The 18,787-nt window shown below is 66.7% G+C and carries 17 protein-coding genes; 6 read left to right on the top strand and 11 right to left on the bottom strand.

The annotated features are described in order from the left end of the window. Positions 1–75 precede the first annotated feature (75 nt). Genes argF through ACJASC_RS12890 form a run of 3 tightly spaced genes read left to right on the top strand, consistent with a single transcriptional unit; the run spans position 76 to position 2,250 of the window. On the top strand, positions 76–1,002 hold the full coding sequence (argF, locus tag ACJASC_RS12900) for an ornithine carbamoyltransferase (protein WP_021692445.1): 927 nt from the start codon (positions 76–78) through the stop codon (positions 1,000–1,002). Beyond that, positions 999–1,520, top strand: a complete 522-nt coding sequence (locus ACJASC_RS12895; protein WP_415146402.1) for a GNAT family N-acetyltransferase — start codon at positions 999–1,001, stop codon at positions 1,518–1,520. Before argF ends, ACJASC_RS12895 begins: the two co-directional genes overlap by 4 nt. Positions 1,521–1,578: 58 nt before the next feature. Continuing rightward, complete coding sequence (locus tag ACJASC_RS12890; RefSeq protein ID WP_415146401.1) at positions 1,579–2,250, top strand: haloacid dehalogenase type II; 672 nt, start codon at positions 1,579–1,581, stop codon at positions 2,248–2,250. 3 nt (positions 2,251–2,253) lie between these two features. On the opposite strand, the gene ACJASC_RS12885 is transcribed toward ACJASC_RS12890, so the two are convergent. The 5 genes from ACJASC_RS12885 to ACJASC_RS12865 form a co-directional block, all read right to left on the bottom strand. Next, positions 2,254–2,700 (bottom strand): NUDIX hydrolase, encoded by a 447-nt coding sequence (locus tag ACJASC_RS12885; RefSeq protein ID WP_045319584.1) that lies wholly within the window; start codon positions 2,698–2,700, stop codon positions 2,254–2,256. Between the two features lie 136 nt (positions 2,701–2,836). Further along, positions 2,837–5,245, bottom strand: a complete 2,409-nt coding sequence (hrpB, locus tag ACJASC_RS12880) for an ATP-dependent helicase HrpB (RefSeq protein ID WP_415146400.1) — start codon at positions 5,243–5,245, stop codon at positions 2,837–2,839. Between the two features lie 146 nt (positions 5,246–5,391). Then, positions 5,392–5,682, bottom strand: a complete 291-nt coding sequence (gene rpmB, locus ACJASC_RS12875) for a 50S ribosomal protein L28 (protein WP_021692450.1) — start codon at positions 5,680–5,682, stop codon at positions 5,392–5,394. 123 nt (positions 5,683–5,805) lie between these two features. Beyond that, the gene (gene meaB, locus ACJASC_RS12870; protein ID WP_415146399.1) at positions 5,806–6,804 is read right to left on the bottom strand and encodes a methylmalonyl Co-A mutase-associated GTPase MeaB; all 999 of its coding nucleotides are present in this window, start codon (positions 6,802–6,804) and stop codon (positions 5,806–5,808) included. Positions 6,805–6,841: 37 nt separating this feature from the next. Further along, positions 6,842–7,141: an arginine transporter gene (locus ACJASC_RS12865; protein ID WP_415146398.1), complete on the bottom strand. Its 300-nt coding sequence runs from the start codon at positions 7,139–7,141 to the stop codon at positions 6,842–6,844. A 205-nt stretch (positions 7,142–7,346) separates the two neighbouring features. Between ACJASC_RS12865 and lepA the strand changes: the two genes are divergently transcribed. Further along, the gene (gene lepA, locus ACJASC_RS12860) at positions 7,347–9,146 is read left to right on the top strand and encodes a translation elongation factor 4 (RefSeq protein ID WP_415146397.1); all 1,800 of its coding nucleotides are present in this window, start codon (positions 7,347–7,349) and stop codon (positions 9,144–9,146) included. 1,150 nt (positions 9,147–10,296) lie between these two features. Here lepA and ACJASC_RS12855 read toward each other — a convergent pair. Continuing rightward, positions 10,297–10,506, bottom strand: a complete 210-nt coding sequence (locus tag ACJASC_RS12855; protein WP_415146396.1) for a DUF3072 domain-containing protein — start codon at positions 10,504–10,506, stop codon at positions 10,297–10,299. Positions 10,507–10,594: 88 nt separating this feature from the next. Beyond that, a complete protein-coding gene (locus ACJASC_RS12850; protein WP_415146395.1) occupies positions 10,595–11,344 on the bottom strand; it encodes an alpha/beta fold hydrolase in 750 nt (249 codons plus the stop codon). 85 nt (positions 11,345–11,429) lie between these two features. Here ACJASC_RS12850 and ACJASC_RS12845 point away from each other — a divergent pair, with 85 nt between their 5' ends. Further along, positions 11,430–11,804 carry a hypothetical protein gene (locus tag ACJASC_RS12845; RefSeq protein ID WP_415146394.1) on the top strand — a complete coding sequence of 125 codons (375 nt, stop codon included), beginning with the start codon at positions 11,430–11,432 and terminating at the stop codon, positions 11,802–11,804. A 16-nt stretch (positions 11,805–11,820) separates the two neighbouring features. Here ACJASC_RS12845 and glyA read toward each other — a convergent pair whose 3' ends face one another. Beyond that, positions 11,821–13,116, bottom strand: a complete 1,296-nt coding sequence (glyA, locus tag ACJASC_RS12840) for a serine hydroxymethyltransferase (RefSeq protein WP_415146393.1) — start codon at positions 13,114–13,116, stop codon at positions 11,821–11,823. Between the two features lie 171 nt (positions 13,117–13,287). Between glyA and ACJASC_RS12835 the strand changes: the two genes are divergently transcribed. Continuing rightward, positions 13,288–14,052: an NAD kinase gene (locus ACJASC_RS12835; RefSeq protein ID WP_415146392.1), complete on the top strand. Its 765-nt coding sequence runs from the start codon at positions 13,288–13,290 to the stop codon at positions 14,050–14,052. A gap of 7 nt (positions 14,053–14,059) precedes the next feature. Here ACJASC_RS12835 and ACJASC_RS12830 read toward each other — a convergent pair whose 3' ends face one another. The 3 genes from ACJASC_RS12830 to ACJASC_RS12820 form a co-directional block, all read right to left on the bottom strand. Then, positions 14,060–15,967 (bottom strand): AMP-binding protein, encoded by a 1,908-nt coding sequence (locus tag ACJASC_RS12830; protein WP_415146391.1) that lies wholly within the window; start codon positions 15,965–15,967, stop codon positions 14,060–14,062. Between the two features lie 154 nt (positions 15,968–16,121). Beyond that, positions 16,122–18,422, bottom strand: a complete 2,301-nt coding sequence (locus ACJASC_RS12825; protein ID WP_415146390.1) for an NADP-dependent malic enzyme — start codon at positions 18,420–18,422, stop codon at positions 16,122–16,124. A 65-nt stretch (positions 18,423–18,487) separates the two neighbouring features. Further along, positions 18,488–18,688, bottom strand: coding sequence for a hypothetical protein (locus tag ACJASC_RS12820; RefSeq protein WP_021692465.1), 201 nt, complete (start codon positions 18,686–18,688; stop codon positions 18,488–18,490). Positions 18,689–18,787 lie beyond the last annotated feature (99 nt).

Raw genomic sequence — 18,787 nt, 5'->3', positions numbered from 1 at the left:
CCATGACGCGGGAGGAGGTCGCGGCAGCGACGACGGGCAACGCCCGCTTTCCGACACCAGACCGAAGAGACAGCCATGACCCATTTCCTCGACATCCTGCCCACGCCCACCGCCGATCTGCGCCAGATGATCGGCCAGGCCCGCACCATGAAGGACGCGCGCCGCGACCGCCCCAAGGGGATGTGCGACGACGAGACACCACTGGACGGGCGGATGGTCGCGCTGATCTTCGAGAAGCCCTCGACCCGCACCCGTGTCAGCTTTGACGTGGGCGCGCGGCAGATGGGCGCGCAGACCATGGTGCTGTCGGGCACCGACATGCAGCTCGGCCATGGCGAGACCATCGCCGACACGGCGCGGGTGCTGTCGCGCTACGTCGATCTCATCATGATCCGCACCTTCGAGGAGCAGACCCTGCTGGAGATGGCCGAGAACGCCACCGTGCCGGTGATCAACGGTCTCACGAACCGCACCCACCCGTGCCAGATCATGGCCGACATCATGACCTTCGAAGAGCATCGCGGACCCATCAAGGGCCGCAAGGTCGTCTGGTCCGGCGATGGCAACAACGTCTTCGCGAGCTTTGCGCAGGCCGCCGCGCAGTTCGAGTTCGACCTCGTCTTCACCGGGCCGCGCCCGCTCGACCCCGAGCCCGAGATCCTCGAGGCGGCGCGCGCGGCGGGCGGCAATATCGAGATCGTCCGCGATCCGATGGCGGCGGTCGAAGGCGCCGATCTCGTGGTCACCGACACATGGGTGTCGATGCACGACCCGGTCTCGGCGCGCGAGCGTCGGCACAACCAGCTGCGCGGCTATCAGGTCAATGCCGAGCTGATGGGTCGCGCCAAGCCGGACGCGCTCTTCATGCACTGCCTGCCCGCGCATCGCGACGACGAGGCGACGAGCGAGGTGATGGACGGGCCGCATTCGGTGATCTTCGACGAGGCCGAGAACCGGCTGCATGCGCAAAAGGCGGTCATGCGCTGGTGCTTGGGCGTGTGACGCCCCCGTTCCGGCTGGTGCCGCTCGCCGTCGAGGATGCCGAGGCGCTCGCGGCCTTCGAGGTGGCGAACCGCGACTGGTTCGAGCGCGAGGTGCCGCCGCGCCCGGCGGCCTATTTCGACGCGGACGCGCTGCGCGAGATCCTGCGTGAGATGCTGGAGGGGCCGGAGGCCGAGCGTGCCCGCTTCTTTCTGGTGCGGGCCATGGACGGGACGATCATGGGCCGGGTCAACCTGACCGGCATCACCGATGGGCCGCGCGGCCGCGAGGCGGAGGTCGGCTACCGCGTCGGGCCCGCCCATGCGCGGCAGGGCCTTGCCCGCGCGGCGCTGGGCGTGGCGATCCACATGGCGCGCGAAATCGGGCTCGATCGGCTGAAGGCAAAGGTCCCCGAATACCATGTCGCCTCGATCCGGGTACTGGAGGCCAACGGCTTCATGCCCACGGGGGAGGCGCCCGTGATGGCCGAACTGCACGGCGCGCCGCTGTCGCTTTCGCACTACGCTCGCGATCTGTGACGGGGAACGCGGGCCTGCGCCTTGCGTTGTTTCCGGATTCCAAGCACCGGAGACCGCCATGCCCCGCCCCGACGCCATCGCCTTCGACGCCGTGGAGACGCTGTTCTCGTTGGAAAAACTGCGCCCCCGGATGGAGCAGGCCGGCCTTGAGAGTTACCAACTCGAGAGCTGGTTCGCACAGATGCTGCGCGACGCCTTCGCGCTGGGCGCGCTCGACATCTACAGGCCGTTCCGGGAGGTGGCCGAGGCCACGCTCGATGGGATGATGACCGCCAAGGGCATCGGGGGGCGTGCGGAGAGGATCGAGGCGATCCTTTCGGGCTTTACCGAGCTTGACGCCGAACCGGATGTAAAGCCCGCGATGCAGGCGGTGGCGCGGGCCGGCGTGTCGATCGCCACGCTGACCAATGGCAGCGAAAAGATCACTCGCGCGCTGATCGAGCGAAACGGGCTGTCGGAACTGGTCTCGCAGGTGATCTCGGTCGACGAGGTAGGCCACTGGAAACCGGCGGCTCGGGTCTATCACCACGCCGCCGCGCGGATCGGCGTGCCGCCCGAGCGGCTCGCCCTCGTCGCAGCACATGGCTGGGACGTGCAGGGCGCGCGCAGCGCCGGGTTGATCACCGGTTATGTCGCACGCAAAAGCAAGCCGCGCAGCGCGGTCATGGCCGAGGCGGATGTCGAAGCGGCGTCGCTGCCCGAGGTCGTGGAGGGGCTTCTGAACGCCTGAGGCTCAGAGGTTTCGCAGAATCTCGCGGAGTCCGTCCTCGGTGACAAGGCGCGCGGCGGCCTTCGCCGAGACCCAGCGCCTGTCGCGGCGCTTCACCTCGGGATAGATATCAAGCACCTTCTTGGCCTTCACCTCGAACACCCGCGTGATGCAGATGTCCTCATCCCCGTGCTTGGACTGCTTGACCGCGACGAAGGTGCCGATGGGCTTGCGCTTGACCTTGCCCTCGCGGACACCGGCCTCTTCCCAAGCCTCGACCAGTGCGGCTTCGCTGTCGTGCTTGCCCTCCATGGGCCAGCCCTTGGGCAGGATCCAGCGCCCTTCGGAGGAGGTCACGAGAAGCACTTCGCGGCCCTTTTCGCCCTTGCGATGGCACAGGGCGGCGAGTTGGCGGTGGATCGGGGTGGTGTAGTTGCCGGACATGTCGTCCGGTAGGTCCTTAGGGCTCATCTGAGGCTGCCTCGATAATCGTACCGTTCTTGTTCTTGTGATCATTAACATAACATCACGAACAGGTAATGCAATCTGACCAATCCATATCCTACGGCCTAGGGCAAATTGTGGCGCGATAGCCGCGACGTCGGAATCAGGTCCCGCGCGGCTTGGCGCGCAGGGTCGGCGCCGCCTCGGTCGGGTCTTCGGGCCAAGGGTGGCGCGGATAGCGGCCGCGCATATCACGGCGCACATCCGCATAGGAGCTGGCCCAGAAGCCGGGCAGGTCGTCGGTGACCTGCACCGGCCGCCCGGCGGGCGAAAGGAGTGTCATCTTGAGAGGCGTGCCGCCGACGGTCGGGTGCCGCGTGACGCCGAACACCTCCTGCAGCCTGAGCGAAACCGCGGGCTGCGCGTTGTCATAATCGATCGGAACCTGCCGCCCCAGCGGCGTAGTGAAGCCCGGCGGCGCCTCGCGGTCGAGCGTCTGGGTCTGGTTCCAGTCGAGCATCGCGCGCCACGGCCCGAGCAGGTCGAAACCCTTCCAGTCGCCCGCGCTCCTCACGCCGCCGAAGAACGGCAGCAGCCAGTCCTCCAGCGTCTCCATGAGGGTGTCGTCCGACAGGTCCGGCAGATCTGCGCCGCCCGCGCGCACCAGCAGGACCCGGGTGCGAAACCGCTCGGCGGCGGGCGAGGGGCGCAGGCCGAGCTGGCGCACGCCGATCAGCATGGCGCGGGCAACCTGATCCTCGGGGGCGTCGCGCCAGATCCGGTCCGACAGGGCGATGGCGCCGAGACGCTCCTGCAATCGCGCCACGACACGGTTCTCGCGCTTGGACCAGTCGCAGAGCGTCACCTCGGCGATGCGGTCGGGAAAGATCTCGCGCAGCTCCGCCTCCTCGATCCGCGCCGCCATGCGGAGCCGCGCCTCGGGTACGTCGTCGGAGAGATCCGTCGCCACGATCAGCCGGGCGCCCGCAAGCGGATCGGTCGCTGCCATCACCGCGCCGCGCCCGCCCGACAGCAGCCAGCGCGGATCGTCGCCCGGCCGGCGCAGCCCGATCCGGTCGGGATAGGCGAGTGCGGCCATCGCGCCGGGCGACATTTCGGGACCCGTGGCGCGGCCCCGCGACAGGCGCCTCGCCTCGTCGCGGATACGGGCGAGCGTGCCCATGTCCGGGCCACCGTGTAGGTCGCGCCGTCCGGCGATGGCGGCGAGGCGGACGGAGAGGTCGGCCCCCGCGCCGCGCATCGGGTCGCGCTCGCCCATGAGAGCGGCGAGAGGGGCCGCCTGCGCGCCCGCCAGTTCCAGCATGTGGCCCAGCCGGGGATGCAGCGGCAGCCCGGCAAGGCGGCGTCCATGCGCGGTGATCGATCCCGCGGCGTCGAGGGCGCCCAGATCGCGCAGGAGCGCCTGCGCCTCGGTGAGGGCGGGCCCGGGCGGCGGGGTCAGGAAGGGCAGGGCCTCCGAGCCCCATTGCGCCAGTTCGAGCGCCAGCGGCGCGAGGTCGGCGCTGGCGATCTCGGGCAGGGGAAAGGCTGCGAGCGCGCCCTCCTCGCCACGGGTCCAGAGGCGATAGGCGACGCCGGGGGCGACCCGGCCGGCGCGGCCTGCGCGCTGATCGGCCTCGGCCCGCGTCGCCTTTTCCGTTACCAACCGCGACATGCCCGATCCGGGGTCGAAACGGGCCCGGCGGGCGCGGCCCGCATCGACGACGACGCGGATGTCGGGGATCGTCAGCGAAGTCTCGGCGATGGAGGTCGCCAGCACCACCCGTCTGCCCCTCCCCGGCTCTAGCGCCGCGGCCTGTTGGGCGGGCGGCAGCGCACCATAAAGCGGCAGCACCTCGCAACCCGAGAGGCGCGACGTCAACAGCCCCTGCACCCGCCGGATCTCGCCCTCGCCGGGCAGGAACACCAAGATCGAACCTTCAGCCTCGGCGGCGGCCCGGACCACGAGGTCGGCGGTCTCCGTCTCGAGCCGTGCGCGCGGCCCGAGCGGACGGTCGAGCCAGCGCGTCTCGACCGGAAAGCTGCGGCCTTCGGAGACGACGACTGGCGCGCCCATCAGATCGGCCACGGGCTGCGCGTCGAGCGTGGCCGACATCGCCACGAGCACCAGATCCTCGCGCAGCGCGGCCCGGATTTCGAGGCACAGAGCGAGGCCGAAATCGGCGTTGAGAGAGCGTTCGTGGAATTCGTCGAAGATCACCGCGCCGATGCCCGAAAGCTCGGGGTCCGATTGCACCATCCGCGTCAGGATGCCTTCGGTCACGACCTCGATCCGGGTGCCCTTGGAAACCTTGGCCTCGCCACGGATGCGAAATCCGACCGTCTCGCCGACCCGTTCGCCCAGCGTCGCGGCCATCCGCATGGCTGCCGCACGGGCGGCGAGGCGGCGCGGCTCGAGCATGATGATGCGCCCCGTGATCCGTGGCAGCATCGCCAACGGCACCCGCGTCGTCTTGCCCGCGCCGGGCGGGGCCATCAGCACCGCCTGTCCTTCGCGCTCGATCGCGGCGAGCAGGTCGGGCAGGGCATCGTCGATCGGCAGTCGGGTCATGGCGCGCCTCGGATCGGCCGGGTCTGGGACGCTGCCCCCGCCGCCCGTCGGCGGCTCCCCCGGAGTATTTCAGGTGCAAAGTCGCATGCGAAAAGGCCCGGCGCCTCGCGAGAGGGCCGGGCCTTTCTGATCGCGATCCGAAAGGATCAGGCGTTGGCGGCAGCGGCCTTCGCGAGCTCTTTCTTGACCTTCAGAGCGGCGTCCGACAGGTCCTCGGCCTTTGCTTTGGTCAGGAAGGCGTCGAGCCCGCCACGGTGATCGACCGAGCGCAGCGCATGCGAGGAGATGCGGAACTTGAAGCTGCGGCCCAGCGTGTCCGACAGCATCGTCACATCTTGCAGGTTGGGCAGGAACCGGCGACGGGTCCTGTTCTTGGCGTGGCTGACATTGTTGCCAGTCATCGGGCCTTTTCCGGTCAGTTCGCAACGGCGCGACATGGTCTCATCCTTCGTGTCTCGGGGCCTGGCAGAAATCCGCGCCCGGGGGCAGGGATACGGCGTCGGCAACGGGGCCGGGCCATGAATTCGGTCAGGGGGCCTTACGGGGATTCCATGGCCCCGTCAAGCGCTCCGCAGCGCCCGCGCGAGCGGATCGAGCACCGTGCGTGCTGCCGCCGAGGGGGCCGCGCGCCCCGCCTCGACCTCGGCACGCATCTCCCCGAGCCGGGCCGCGAGAGCGGCGTCCGAGGCCAAGAGAGCCTCGACGCCCGTGCGCAGCTCGTCCTCGAACCACTGGCCAGCCTGCGCCGACCGCATCCGCGCTGTCACGCCGCTGTCGCGCCGCCATGCAGCCAGTCGCTCCACCTCGGCCCAGGCCTCACCCAGCCCGGCGCCGGTGAGGGCCGAGATCGTCCGTGCCGCCGGAATGCCCTCGGGGTCGGTGTCGCGCCCGCGCATCAGCCGCAGCGCGCCCGCGTAATCGGCCCGCGTGCGCATCGCCTGCGCCGCGAGATCGCCATCGGCCTTGTTGACCAGCACCAGATCCGCGATCTCCATGATGCCGCGCTTCACGCCCTGTAGTTCGTCGCCGCCGGCGGGGGCGAGCAGCAGGAGGAACACGTCCGTCATGCGGGAGACCAGCGTTTCGGACTGGCCCACACCGACCGTCTCGACGATCACCACATCGAAGCCCGCCGCTTCGCAGAGCAGCATCGCCTCGCGGGTGCGCCTCGCCACGCCACCCAGCTGCGTGGCGGCGGGGGAGGGGCGGATGAAAGCGCAACTCTCGCGGCTCAGCTGCTCCATCCGGGTCTTGTCGCCCAAGATCGAGCCGCCCGAGCGCGCCGAGGACGGATCGACCGCCAGCACCGCCACGCGTTTCCCGGCGTCGACCAGCCGCAGGCCCAATGCCTCGATCACGCTCGACTTGCCGACGCCCGGCGTACCGGACAGCCCGACGCGCAACGCCGCGCGCGATGGGTCCGCCAGACGGTCGAGCAGCGCCTCGGCGGCGGCGCGGTGATCGGTGCGGGTGCTCTCCACAAGCGTGATCGCCCGCGCCAGCGCCCGCCGATCGCCAGCGACCAGACGCGCGGCCAGATCCTCGATCTCGATGCTCATGCCCCGTTGTCGCGGGACGGCCGCGCTCTGTCCAGCCTCAGCGGCAGATTGCCTCGGCCTGCTCGGCAAAGGCCTTGTAGCGGCGCCAGAACGCCGCGGTGCCGTCGCCCTGCCGGGTATCCTGCGCCTTTTGCGGGTCCTTGAAGAACTTCGCCGCCCGCCGTTGCTCGCTCCCCGAGAGGGTCGCGTCGGCCGCACCTTGCACGCAAGAGCACAGCGAGGCATTGGCCGCCGGCCTGCCGCTTGCCTCGCAGGCGCGGCTGATCGCCCCGGAGGGCCGCCCGCTGCCGCAAGCCGCCAGCGCCGAAAGCGCGATGATGGAAATGATGATGCGCATGCCCGTTTCCCCGTCCGACCGGCCCGGGTTGACCCGGATCGCGGTGCTGCTCTGCCGGGGCACAAGATGACGCAAGCCGGAGCGCTGTGCAATTCGACCGCGCGGCACTGCATCGGGGTTTGCCTCACGATGGCGTGAGCGGATGCGCGCGGCTCGCCCGCGCGGCCCCATTGACCGAAACACCGAACCCCTGCATATGCGGGCCATGACCGAGCTTTCGCACATCCGCAACTTCTCCATCGTGGCGCATATCGACCACGGTAAATCGACGCTTGCCGACCGGCTGATCCAGTCGACCGGGACGGTGCAGGACCGCGAGATGAAGGCCCAGCTGCTCGACAGCATGGACATCGAGCGCGAGCGCGGCATCACCATCAAGGCGCAGACCGTCCGCATCGACTACAAGGCGCTCAATGGCGAGACCTATGTTCTCAACCTGATCGACACGCCCGGTCACGTCGATTTCGCCTATGAAGTCTCCCGCTCGATGCGCGCGGTCGAGGGCTCGCTTCTCGTGGTCGATTCGACCCAAGGGGTCGAGGCGCAGACGCTCGCCAACGTTTACCACGCGCTCGACGCGGATCACGAGATCGTCCCGGTCCTGAACAAGATCGACCTGCCGGCCTCGGAGCCCGACCGGATCAAGGAACAGATCGAGGACGTGATCGGCATCGACGCCTCCGAGGCGATGCTGGTCTCTGCCAAGACCGGCGAGGGCATCCGCGAGACGCTCGAAGCCATCGTCCACCGCCTGCCCGCGCCCAAGGGCGACCGCGACGCGCCGCTCAAGGCGATGCTGGTCGATTCGTGGTACGACCTCTACCTGGGCGTCGTGGTCCTCGTGCGGATCATGGACGGCGTGCTCAAGAAGAACGACCGCATCACCTTCATGCAGAACGGCACCATCCATCAGGTCGACCGGATCGGCGTGTTCAAGCCGGGCATGCTGCCGGTCGAGGAGTTGGGGCCGGGCGAGATCGGCTTTCTCACCGCCTCGATCAAGCAGGTGCGTGACACCAAGGTCGGTGATACCATCACCCATGAGAAGAAGGGCGCGACGACGCCGCTGCCAGGCTTTGCGCCTTCGGTGCCGGTGGTGTTCTGCGGGCTGTTCCCCGTCGATTCGGCCGAGTTCGAGGATCTGCGCAACGCCATCGAGAAGCTGGCGCTGAACGACGCCTCCTTCTCCTACGAGATGGAGACCTCGGCAGCCCTCGGCTTCGGCTTCCGCTGCGGTTTCCTCGGGCTCTTGCACCTCGAAGTCATCCGCGACCGGATCGACCGGGAATACGACATCGACCTGATCACCACCGCGCCTTCGGTGGTCTATCACGTCCACATGCGCGACGGCACGATGCAGGAGCTGCACAACCCCGCCGACATGCCTGACCTCACCCATGTCGATCATATCGAGGAGCCGCGGATCAAGGCGACGATCATGGTCCCCGACGACTACCTCGGTGACGTGCTCAAGCTGTGTCAGGACCGGCGCGGCATCCAGCAGGAGCTGACCTATGCGGGCTCGCGCCCCCTCGTGGTCTATGACCTGCCGCTCAACGAGGTGGTGTTCGACTTCTACGACCGGCTGAAATCGGTGACCAAGGGCTATGCCAGCTTCGACTACCAGATCACCGGCTACCGGCAGGACAACCTCGTGAAGATGTCGATCCTCGTCAACGACGAGCCGGTCGACGCGCTGTCGATGATGGTGCATCGCGACCGGGCCGAGATGCGGGGCCGGGCGATGGTGGAAAAGCTCAAGGAGCTGATCCCCCGCCACATGTTCAAGATCCCGATCCAGGCCGCGATCGGCGGCAAGGTCATCGCCCGCGAGACGCTTTCGGCGATGCGCAAGGACGTGACGGCCAAGTGCTATGGCGGCGACGCGACCCGCAAGCGCAAGCTTCTGGACAAGCAGAAGGCGGGCAAGAAGAAGATGCGCCAGTTCGGCAAGGTGGACATTCCGCAGGAAGCGTTCATCTCTGCGTTGAAGATGGATAGCTGATCGACAGATTCTAAGAATCTGTCGAGATTTCTGCTTGGCAGTAGCCGTTATTTGTGGCCGAAATACTTAAATGCTGACTAAGAGTATGGTGACCCGCTAATCCTTCGGTCGCTAACTTTTATTGTGCGATGGCCGCTATTTCCTGCAACTTCGTCAAGTAAATCAATTAGGTCGCCTTGAGTTCTTTCGAGCGACAGAAATTGCGATGAGGAAAATGCGTCTATAATTTGAGGTGGCTTCCCGAGAAAAAAGATCTTATCCCTTGAGCGTATTTGGGTAATTTCGTTGATCCTATCGACCATCCATTTGGCAGCCGTGAGTGATGCTAAATTTTGATTAGTGCGCATGATCGAAGGTGTGCATACATATACACATAGATTGGGTGTGAGAGGGATTAATGCGCGACCACGTATTTGGCTTGATGCAAGGCTATATGTAAGCCAATCTAGGCTCCCATCTCCAAAAACGAACTTTTTTATAGGGGAATGGATCAAAACAAAGTACTGATTGGGTGAAGGCGATTTCTCGCAGATTTCCTTCGCTATTCTATAGTTGTTTAGCATGTTTCCTTTGCCGGTCTCTTCATCAGCCGGTAGGCCAAACTTACTACCATATTTTTCGTACCGAGCGCGATTTGCTGGGCTACGAATTAGCAGGGAGTAAACCAGGAGGAGTAGTTGTCTACGGGTGCTTTCATCTAGGTGATAGTACTTGCAGACATCGCGCAGGTCCCTATTATTTTTGAGGAAGAGATGTAATAGCGCCAAAAACTCTCTCGGCGTCTGCCCGAGTGGTTTAAAATTCCTAATCCTATAAATTACTTTGTGAACTTCGTTGTCAATGTCGAAGTAGTCTTCGAAGTTTGTTTCCCATACGCTACCTCTGAAAAGCGTATGTCCATGTATTTTAAAGCCAATCCTTCTATTTTCTGCTCGTTTTTTTAGAATTTTACCACTTGGTTCGATCCAAGAAACGTTGCCTTCTCGGTCAGCCCAGTAGGTTTGTAGGGCAACGGGCCACCAATGGTGATTCTTGGATCTCTTTTTTGACGGCATTTGCTATCTCTATGCTCAGGTCGACCTTAGGATCGCACTTGCCTGCCTACCAAATCCAATGGTTGATCGTCTATAAGTTGTTAATGAGAGGGTCTTCACCCCCGCCCACTCGTCTCCTGCAACGCATCGATCCGCTCGCTGGCCTTAGCTTTGGTCAGCCCGTCGTCGAACTCTTCCCCGGCCTCCTCGCACAGCGTCTTGAGATAGCTCGCCTGCGCGCCGGTCATCGGCTCGTCGCCGGTCACCCAATCCTCCGGGTCCTTCTCGGCATTGCCCTGAGGCTGGCTCTTGGGACTGTCGGTCATGGCACGATCTCCTGTTCTGGAGTTCGTATAATGTTCCACGCACCAATGCGTTCCCCGCGCCGATGATCACACCGGCGCGAGGCGCCTCTCAGCCTTCGAGAAAGCCCCTGACTGCCGCCTCGACCTCGCGCGGCTTTTCCGCGTGCAGCCAATGCCCGGCGCCATCGATCTGCTCGAAGCTCGGGTCGGCGAACAGCGCCCGGATCGCGTCGTGGTGGTCTTCCGTCACGTAGGACGAGTTCGTCCCCGACATGAACAAGGCGGGGCCAATGAACCGCCCCTCGACCTTCGGGAAACCGAGGATCGTCTCCATGTCGCGCTCCAGCACGTCGAGGTTCAGCTTCCAGCGCTTTTCCGACAGATCGAGCGATTGCAGGAAGAACGCCGCCGTCGCGGCCTCCAGATCGCCCATCATCTCGGCGGCGTCGGACCGGCTGGCGATGGCCTCCAGATCGAGCTGCTTCATCTTGCGGATGTTGTCGATCTGGTCGTGGCCGTATTCGACAGGGGCGATATCGGCCACGACGAGGCGGCGGACGAGGTCGGGGCGGGTGAGGGCGAGGACCATGGACGCCTTGCCGCCCATGGAGTGACCCAGCACGTCCGAGGCCCCGTGATGCTCCAGCACCTCGGCCAGATCCTCGGCCATGCCGAAGTAATCATGGCTCTCGGTCCAGTGGCTGTCGCCGTGGTTGCGCATGTCGACCGAGATCACCTGCCGGTCGGTGCCGAGGCGGCGCGCGATGACGCCCCAGTTGCGGGCCGAGCCGAACAGGCCGTGGACGATCAGGAGGGGCGGGCGGTCGGAGGGCTCTCCGGTGAGGATGGTATTGAGCATGAGAGAGGTTGTAGCGCATGCGCCCGATGACGCCAGCCCCCACACCGCCCATTGAGTGCCGGGGCCGGGGGCGCTAACAAAAGGGATGGACCGTACCACGATAACCGGCTGGACGCGCGAGATTTCCCGGCTTCTGTCTGACAGGGCAGGGGTCGAGGGGCGCAGCCTTGGCGACCGGCTCGACCGCGCCGCCCCGGCGCTGCCGCCGGAGATCCTGTCACGCGCGCGCTTTCTCGCCGCCGCCGAGGCCGTGGCGCGGATGCCCGGACGGGCCGAGGCGATCGACATGGAGCGGGTCGAGACGGCCTATGTCACCGTGCAGAGCTGGCTCATGGCCGAGGAGCCGAACGAGCTGCGCCACGCGCTGCGCCGGGCCTTGTGGATCAGGCGAGCGCGCTCGGCCGCCACGATCCTCATCGCCGCGCTGATCGCGGGCGTGCTGTGGCGCGAGGTCCTGTGACCCCGCGCCCGCGTCTTCAGAGGTTCGGGTAGAGCGGGAACCGCTCGCACAGCGCCTCGACTTCACCGCGCACCTTGGCCTCGACATCCGCATTGCCCTCGGCGCCGTTCGCCGCCAGCCCGTCGACCACCTCGACGATCCAGTCGGCGATCTGCCGGAACTCGTCCTCGCCAAAGCCGCGGGTGGTGCCCGCGGGCGAGCCCAAGCGGATGCCCGAGGTCACGGCGGGCTTTTCGGGGTCGAAGGGGATGCCGTTCTTGTTGCAGGTGATGTTGGCGCGGCCCAGCGCGTCCTCGGTCGCGTTGCCTTTCACGTTCTTGGGCCGCAGATCGACGAGCATCAGGTGACTGTCGGTGCCGCCCGTCACGATGTCGAGCCCGCCCTTCATCAGCTGATCGGCGAGCGCCTGGGCGTTCTTGACCACCTGCTCCTGGTAGGTCTTGAACTCGGGGCGCAGCGCCTCGCAGAAGGCCACGGCCTTGCCGGCGATGACATGCATGAGCGGGCCGCCCTGAATGCCCGGGAAGATCGCCGAGTTGACCTTCTTGGCGATGGCCTCGTCATTGGTGAGGATCATGCCGCCGCGCGGACCGCGCAGTGTCTTGTGCGTGGTGGTGGTGGCGACATGCGCATGCGGGAAGGGCGAGGGGTAGAGCCCCGCCGCGACGAGACCCGCGAAGTGGGCCATGTCGACAAGCAGCCACGCCCCGACGCTGTCGGCGATCTCGCGCATGCGGGCGAAATCGATGATCCGCGGAATGGCCGAGCCGCCTGCGATCAGCATCTTGGGCTGATGCTCGGTGGCGAGCGACTGGATCTGGTCGTAGTCGATCTGCTGGTCCTGCTGGCGCACGCCGTACTGGATCGCGTTGAACCACTTGCCCGACTGGTTCGGCTTGGCGCCGTGGGTCAGGTGCCCGCCCGCGTCGAGGCTCATCCCGAGGATGGTGTCGCCCGGCTGCAAGAGCGCCTGAAACACGCCTTGGTTCGCCTGGGAGCCGGAGTTGGGCTGCACATTGGCGAATTCGCAGTCGAACAGCTGCTTGGCACGGTCGATGGCAAGGTTCTCGGCCACGTCGGCAAACTCGCAACCGCCATAGTAGCGACGGCCCGGGTAACCTTCGGCGTATTTGTTGGTGAGCACCGAGCCCTGCGCCTCAAGCACGGCGGCCGAGACGATGTTCTCGCTCGCGATCAGCTCGATCTCGTGGCACTGACGGCCAAGCTCATCGGTGATCGCGCGGGCGATCTCGGGGTCGCGGGTGGCGAGCGTTTCGGTGAAAAAGCCGTCGTCGCGGGTGGAAGCGGTCATCTCGGACACCTCGTGAGGGGTTGCGTCGCGGCACTCTTAACCCAGCGACAAGGAGGCCAAAAGCCCCGAAACCGTCGCAGCGGGGGCCGTTCGCGGCGCGGCGGCGCGCGGCTTGCCTTTCGGGGGCGGCTGTCGGACAACCAATCGGCAGCATCGGGGGGAGACAGGGACTTGGGCATCGACCGCATCGCCTTTCTGGCCAGCGAGACCGCTGTGGCGCAGGAGACCCGCGAACGTCTCGCCGCGCGCTACGGGGACAGCCCGCTCGACGAGGCCGACATCGTCGTGGCGCTCGGCGGCGACGGCTTCATGCTGCAGACGCTGCACGCGACCGAAGGGCTCGATCTGCCGGTCTACGGGATGAACCGCGGCACTGTCGGTTTCCTGATGAACGCGTTCTCAGAAGACGACCTGCCCGAGCGGCTCGCCGCCGCCGAGGAGGCGATCATCAACCCTCTCGCCATGACCGCCGAGACCGCCTCGGGCGAAGTGCATCGGGGCCTCGGGATCAACGAGGTGAGCCTTTTGCGTGCAGGGCCGCAGGCTGCGAAGCTCAAGGTGATCGTCGACGGGCGGGTGCGACTCGAGGAGCTGGTCTGCGACGGCGCGATGCTGGCCACGCCGGCTGGATCGACGGCCTACAACTACTCCGCCTACGGGCCGATCCTGCCGATCGGGGCCGACGTGCTGGCGCTCACCGCGATCGCGCCGTTCCGGCCCCGGCGCTGGCGCGGGGCGCTGCTGCCCACCGCCGCCACGGTCCGCTTCGAGGTGCTGGAGGCCGAGAAGCGCCCGGTGATGGCCGATGCCGACAGCCGCCTCGTGCGCGACGTGATCGCGGTCGAGATACGCTCCGAGCCACGGGTGCGGCACCGGATCCTGTTCGATCCGGGCCACGGGCTCGAAGAACGCCTGATCCGCGAGCAATTCGCCTGAACCGGTCTCAGCCCGCCGCGGCTTTCGAGGCGCCATAGCCCAGCGGCGCCATCGCGGCGCGCAACTCGTCGAGGATCGCCGGATCGTCGATCGTGGCGGGCATGGCGAACTCCTCGCCATCGGCGATCTTGGCCATGGTGGCGCGCAGGATCTTGCCCGAACGCGTCTTGGGCAGCCGCTCGACCACCACCGCCAGCTTGAAAGCCGCCACCGGGCCGACGCGTTCGCGCACGAGGTCCACCGCCTCACGCAGGATCTCCTCGGCCGGGCGGGCGCAGTTGCGGTTGAGGCACAAAAAGCCCATTGGCAGTTGACCCTTGAGCGGATCGGCCACGCCGATCACCGCGCATTCGGCCACGTCGGGATGATCGGCCAGCACTTCCTCCATGCCCCCGGTCGAAAGACGATGCCCCGCCACGTTGATCACGTCGTCGGTTCGCGCGAGGATCGACACGTAGCCATCCTCGTCGACCAGCCCCGCATCGCCGGTGGCGTAATAGCCGGGATAGGTCGAGAGGTAGCTGCGCCGATAGCGCGCCTCGTCGCCCCAGATGCCCGACAGCGTGCCGGGCGGCAGCGGCAGCCGGATCGCCACGGCCCCCAACTCGCCGCGCGGCTTGTCCCGGCCGCCCTCGTCGAGGATATGCACGTCGTAGCCCGGCATCGGCACGGTCGAGGAGCCGTCCTTGACCGGCAGAGCCTCGATCCCCACCGGATTGCCGGTGATGGTGTAGCCGGTTTCGGTCTGCCACCAGTGGTCATAGACCGGAACCCCCGCCACTTCGCGGGCCCAGGCCACCGTGTCGGGGTCGGCCCTTTCGCCCGCGAGGTAGATCGCGCGCAGGCCCGAGAGGTCGTGCGCCCTGGCCATCCGGCCTTCGGGATCCTCGCGCTTGATCGCGCGCAGCGCGGTGGGGGCGGTAAAGAAGGTGCGCACCTTGTTGCGCGCGATGACCCGCCAGAAGGCCCCCGCATCCGGCGTGCCCACGGGTTTGCCCTCATAGACGATGGTGGTGTTGCCATGCAGCAGGGGCGCGTAGCAGATATAGCTGTGGCCCACGACCCAGCCGACGTCGGAGGCGGCCCAGAACACCTCGCCGGGGGCGGTGTCGTAGATGTTCTTCATGGTCCAGTGCAGCGCTACGAGGTGCCCGCCGGTGGGGCGCACCACGCCCTTGGGCTTACCGGTCGTGCCGGAGGTGTAGAGGATGTAGGCCGGGTGGTCCGCCTCGACCGGCACGCAGTCGGCGGGCTCGGCCTCCTCCTGAAAATCGTGCCATTCGATGTCGCGGCCATGCTCGATCTCGGCCATGGCCTGCGGACGTTGCAGGATCACGCAGAACTCGGGCGCGTGTTCGGCTTCGCGCAGTGCCTGATCGAGCAGCGGCTTGTAGGGGACGACGCGGTGCGGCTCGATCCCGCAGGAGGCGGCAAGGATCGCCTTGGGGCGGCAATCGTCGATCCGTACCGCCAGCTCGCGCGCGGCGAACCCGCCGAAGACGACGCAATGGATCGCCCCGATCCGCGCGCAGGCTAGCATTGCCTCGAGCGCCTCGGGGATCATCGGCATATAGATGACGACGCGGTCGCCCTTTCCCACACCGCTCGCCTTGAGCGCGCCCGCAAGCCGCGCGACGCGGCCCAGAAGATCGCCATAGGTGATCTCGGTACGGCTTTCCGTCACCGGGCTGTCATGGATGATGGCGATGTCATGCGCGCGCCCCTCGGCTACGTGCCGGTCCACTGCGTTGTGACAGCCATTGACCAACCCGTCGGAATACCACGCGTACAGGGGGGCGTTCTCGTCCGAAAGCGCCCGGCTCGGCGGGCGGTGCCACTCGATGGCCTGGGCCGCCTGCAACCAGAACCCCTCCGGGTCGGCGCGCCAGCTCTCGTAGACTTCCGCGTATGTCATGTCCGTCCTCCCTCGAGGCGGAATCCTACGCCCGCCCAAGGGGTTCGGGCAAGCGTCACGAGCGTCGCGCCCGCCTGGATCGGATGCGGCGGGCCGGAGAAGTCGCGTATTCGGAGAGTGAGTTGCGGGGGAGGGCGCGCCTCCCCTCGCAGGTTCAGCCGTAATGGGCGACGGGTGTGCCCGCGATGGCCGACATGTTGAGAAGGCCGCGCGCCGTGATCGAAGGCGTCACGATATGCGCGCGGTTGCCCAAGCCCATCAGCAGCGGTCCGACCTCGAGGCCCGCGCCCTTCATCTTGAGGATGTTTCGCACGCCCGACGCCGCGTCGGTGTTGGCAAAGACAAGGCAGTTGGCTGCGCCGTCGAGCCGCGCGCCGGGAAAGATCCTCTCGCGCAGGGCCGGGTCGAGGGCCGCGTCGACATGCATCTCGCCCTCATAGGCGAAGTCGCGGCTCTCGGCGTCGAGGATCTCGAGCGCGGCGCGCATCCGGCGGCCCGAGGAGATGTCGAGATTGCCGAACTGCGAATGCGAACACAGCGCGATCTGCGGCACGATGCCAAAGCGGCGGATATGGCGCGCGCAGCCAAGGACCGTCTCGGCGATCTGCTCGGGCGTGGGCTCGGCATGAACCTGCGTGTCGGCCACGAAGAGCGGCCCATCCTCGAGGATCATCAGCGACAGCGCGCCCACGGGACGCAGGTCGGGCGTGCCCAGCACCTGCGTGACGTAGTTGAGATGCCACAGATATTGACCGAAGGTGCCGCAGATCAGGCTGTCAGCCTCACCGCGCTGTACCATCACCGCGCCGATGGCGGTGGTGTTGGTGCGCATCACGGCGCGCGCGATGTCGGGACTGACGCCGCGACGGGCCATGATCTCGTGATAGCTGCCCCAGTAGTCGCGATAGCGCGGGTCGTTCTCGGGGTTCACGATCTCGAAGTCGATGCCGGGGCGGATGGTAAGGCCCGCGCGCTCGCAGCGCGTCTCGATCACGTCCGGGCGGCCGATCAGGATCGGCGTGTCGGTGGTCTCCTCGATGATCGCATGCGCGGCGCGCAGCACCCGCTCGTCCTCGCCCTCGGCAAAGACGATGCGCCGCTCGGCGGAGCGCGCCGCGTCGAAGACAGGCCGCATCAGGAGCGCCGATTTGAACACCGAACTGTCGAGCCGGGCCTTGTAGGCCGCCATGTCGTCGATCGGTCGCGCCGCGACGCCGGTCTCCATGGCGGCGCGGGCCACGGCCGAGGCGACGACGCCCATCAGCCGTGGATCGAAGGGCTTTGGGATCAGGTAGTCGGGCCCGAATGTCAGCTGCTCGCCGCTATAGGCGGCGGCGGCCTCGGCGGAGGTCGTCGCACGCGCCAGCGCCGCGATGCCCTCGATGCAGGCGATCTTCATCTCGTCGTTGATCGTCGTGGCGCCGACGTCGAGCGCGCCGCGGAAGATGAACGGGAAACACAGCACGTTGTTGACCTGGTTCGGAAAGTCCGACCGGCCGGTGGCGATGATGGCGCCCGGTTTCACCTCGCGGGCGAGGTTGGGCATGATTTCGGGCGTCGGGTTGGCAAGCGCGAAGATGATCGGGCGCTCCGCCATCTTCCCGACCATCTCGGGCTTGAGCACGCCGGGGCCCGACAGGCCGAGGAACAGGTCGGCGCCGTCGATCACATCTCCAAGGCCCCGCGCACCGCCGGGCTGCGCATAGGCGGCCTTCTGCGGCGTCATGTCCTCGGTCCGGCCCTCATGGACGAGGCCCGCGAGGTCGCACAGGAACACGTTCTCTCGGCGGACGCCGAGCTTGAGCAGCATGTCGAGACAGGCGATGCCGGCAGCACCCCCGCCGGTCGAGACGACCTTGATCTCATCAAAGCTCTTGCCTGCCACGCGCAGCGCGTTGGTGGCGGCGGCCCCCACGACGATCGCGGTGCCGTGCTGGTCGTCGTGAAAGACGGGGATGTTCATCCGCTCGCGGCAGATCTTCTCGACGATGAAGCAGTCGGGGGCCTTGATGTCCTCGAGATTGATCGCGCCGAAGGTCGGCTCCAGCGCGCAGACGATCTCAGCGAGCTTTTCTGGATCGCTCTGGTCGAGTTCGATGTCGAAGCAATCGATATCGGCGAATTTCTTGAAGAGCACCGCCTTGCCTTCCATCACCGGCTTGGAGGCCAGCGCGCCGATATTGCCCAGCCCCAGCACGGCGGTGCCGTTGGTGACGACGGCGACGAGATTGCCGCGAGAGGTGTAGTCGCGCGCCGTGTCGGGGTTTGATTTGATTTCCAGACAGGCTTCGGCGACGCCGGGGGAGTAGGCGCGGGACAGATCCCGTCCATTCGCCAGCGGTTTCGTGGCGCGGATCTCGAGCTTTCCGGGCTTGGGCAGCCGGTGATAATCGAGCGCGGCCTGCCGCAGGCTGTCAGAGCCCCCGCGGGCGGTGTCGTCGGTGCTGTCGGCCATCGCGTCGTCTCTCCCCTGATCGGAATGGTTCAGCATTAAACCTTTCCGAAGGGGACGCGAAAGTCCTATCGCTTGTCGATTTGCTCCTGAAGCACGCTTATCCGCTCATCGGCCTGCCGCTCGGTCAGGGAGGCATCGAATTCCTCGCCGGTTTTGTCGCACAGGTCGCGCAGCAGCACCGCCTGCTTGGGGTTCATCGGCGCGTCGGGATCGTCCGGCGTGCGCGCCTCGGTTTCGGGCAGAACGGCCTTGGTGGGTTCGATCATCCTGTCTCCCTCCATATGGGCTACCAAGGGCAAACCCCTGCGCGAGGGGAGGGGTTCCGCGAGGGCGGACTTGCATCATGTGGGGCCGCGCGACACAGT

The sequence above is a fragment of the Limimaricola cinnabarinus genome, assembly GCF_047631075.1.
GTDB classification, from domain to species: domain Bacteria; phylum Pseudomonadota; class Alphaproteobacteria; order Rhodobacterales; family Rhodobacteraceae; genus Limimaricola; species Limimaricola cinnabarinus.
The sequence above is the reverse complement of the archived record's forward strand: the minus strand, read 5'-3'. Positions and strand labels throughout refer to the sequence as shown.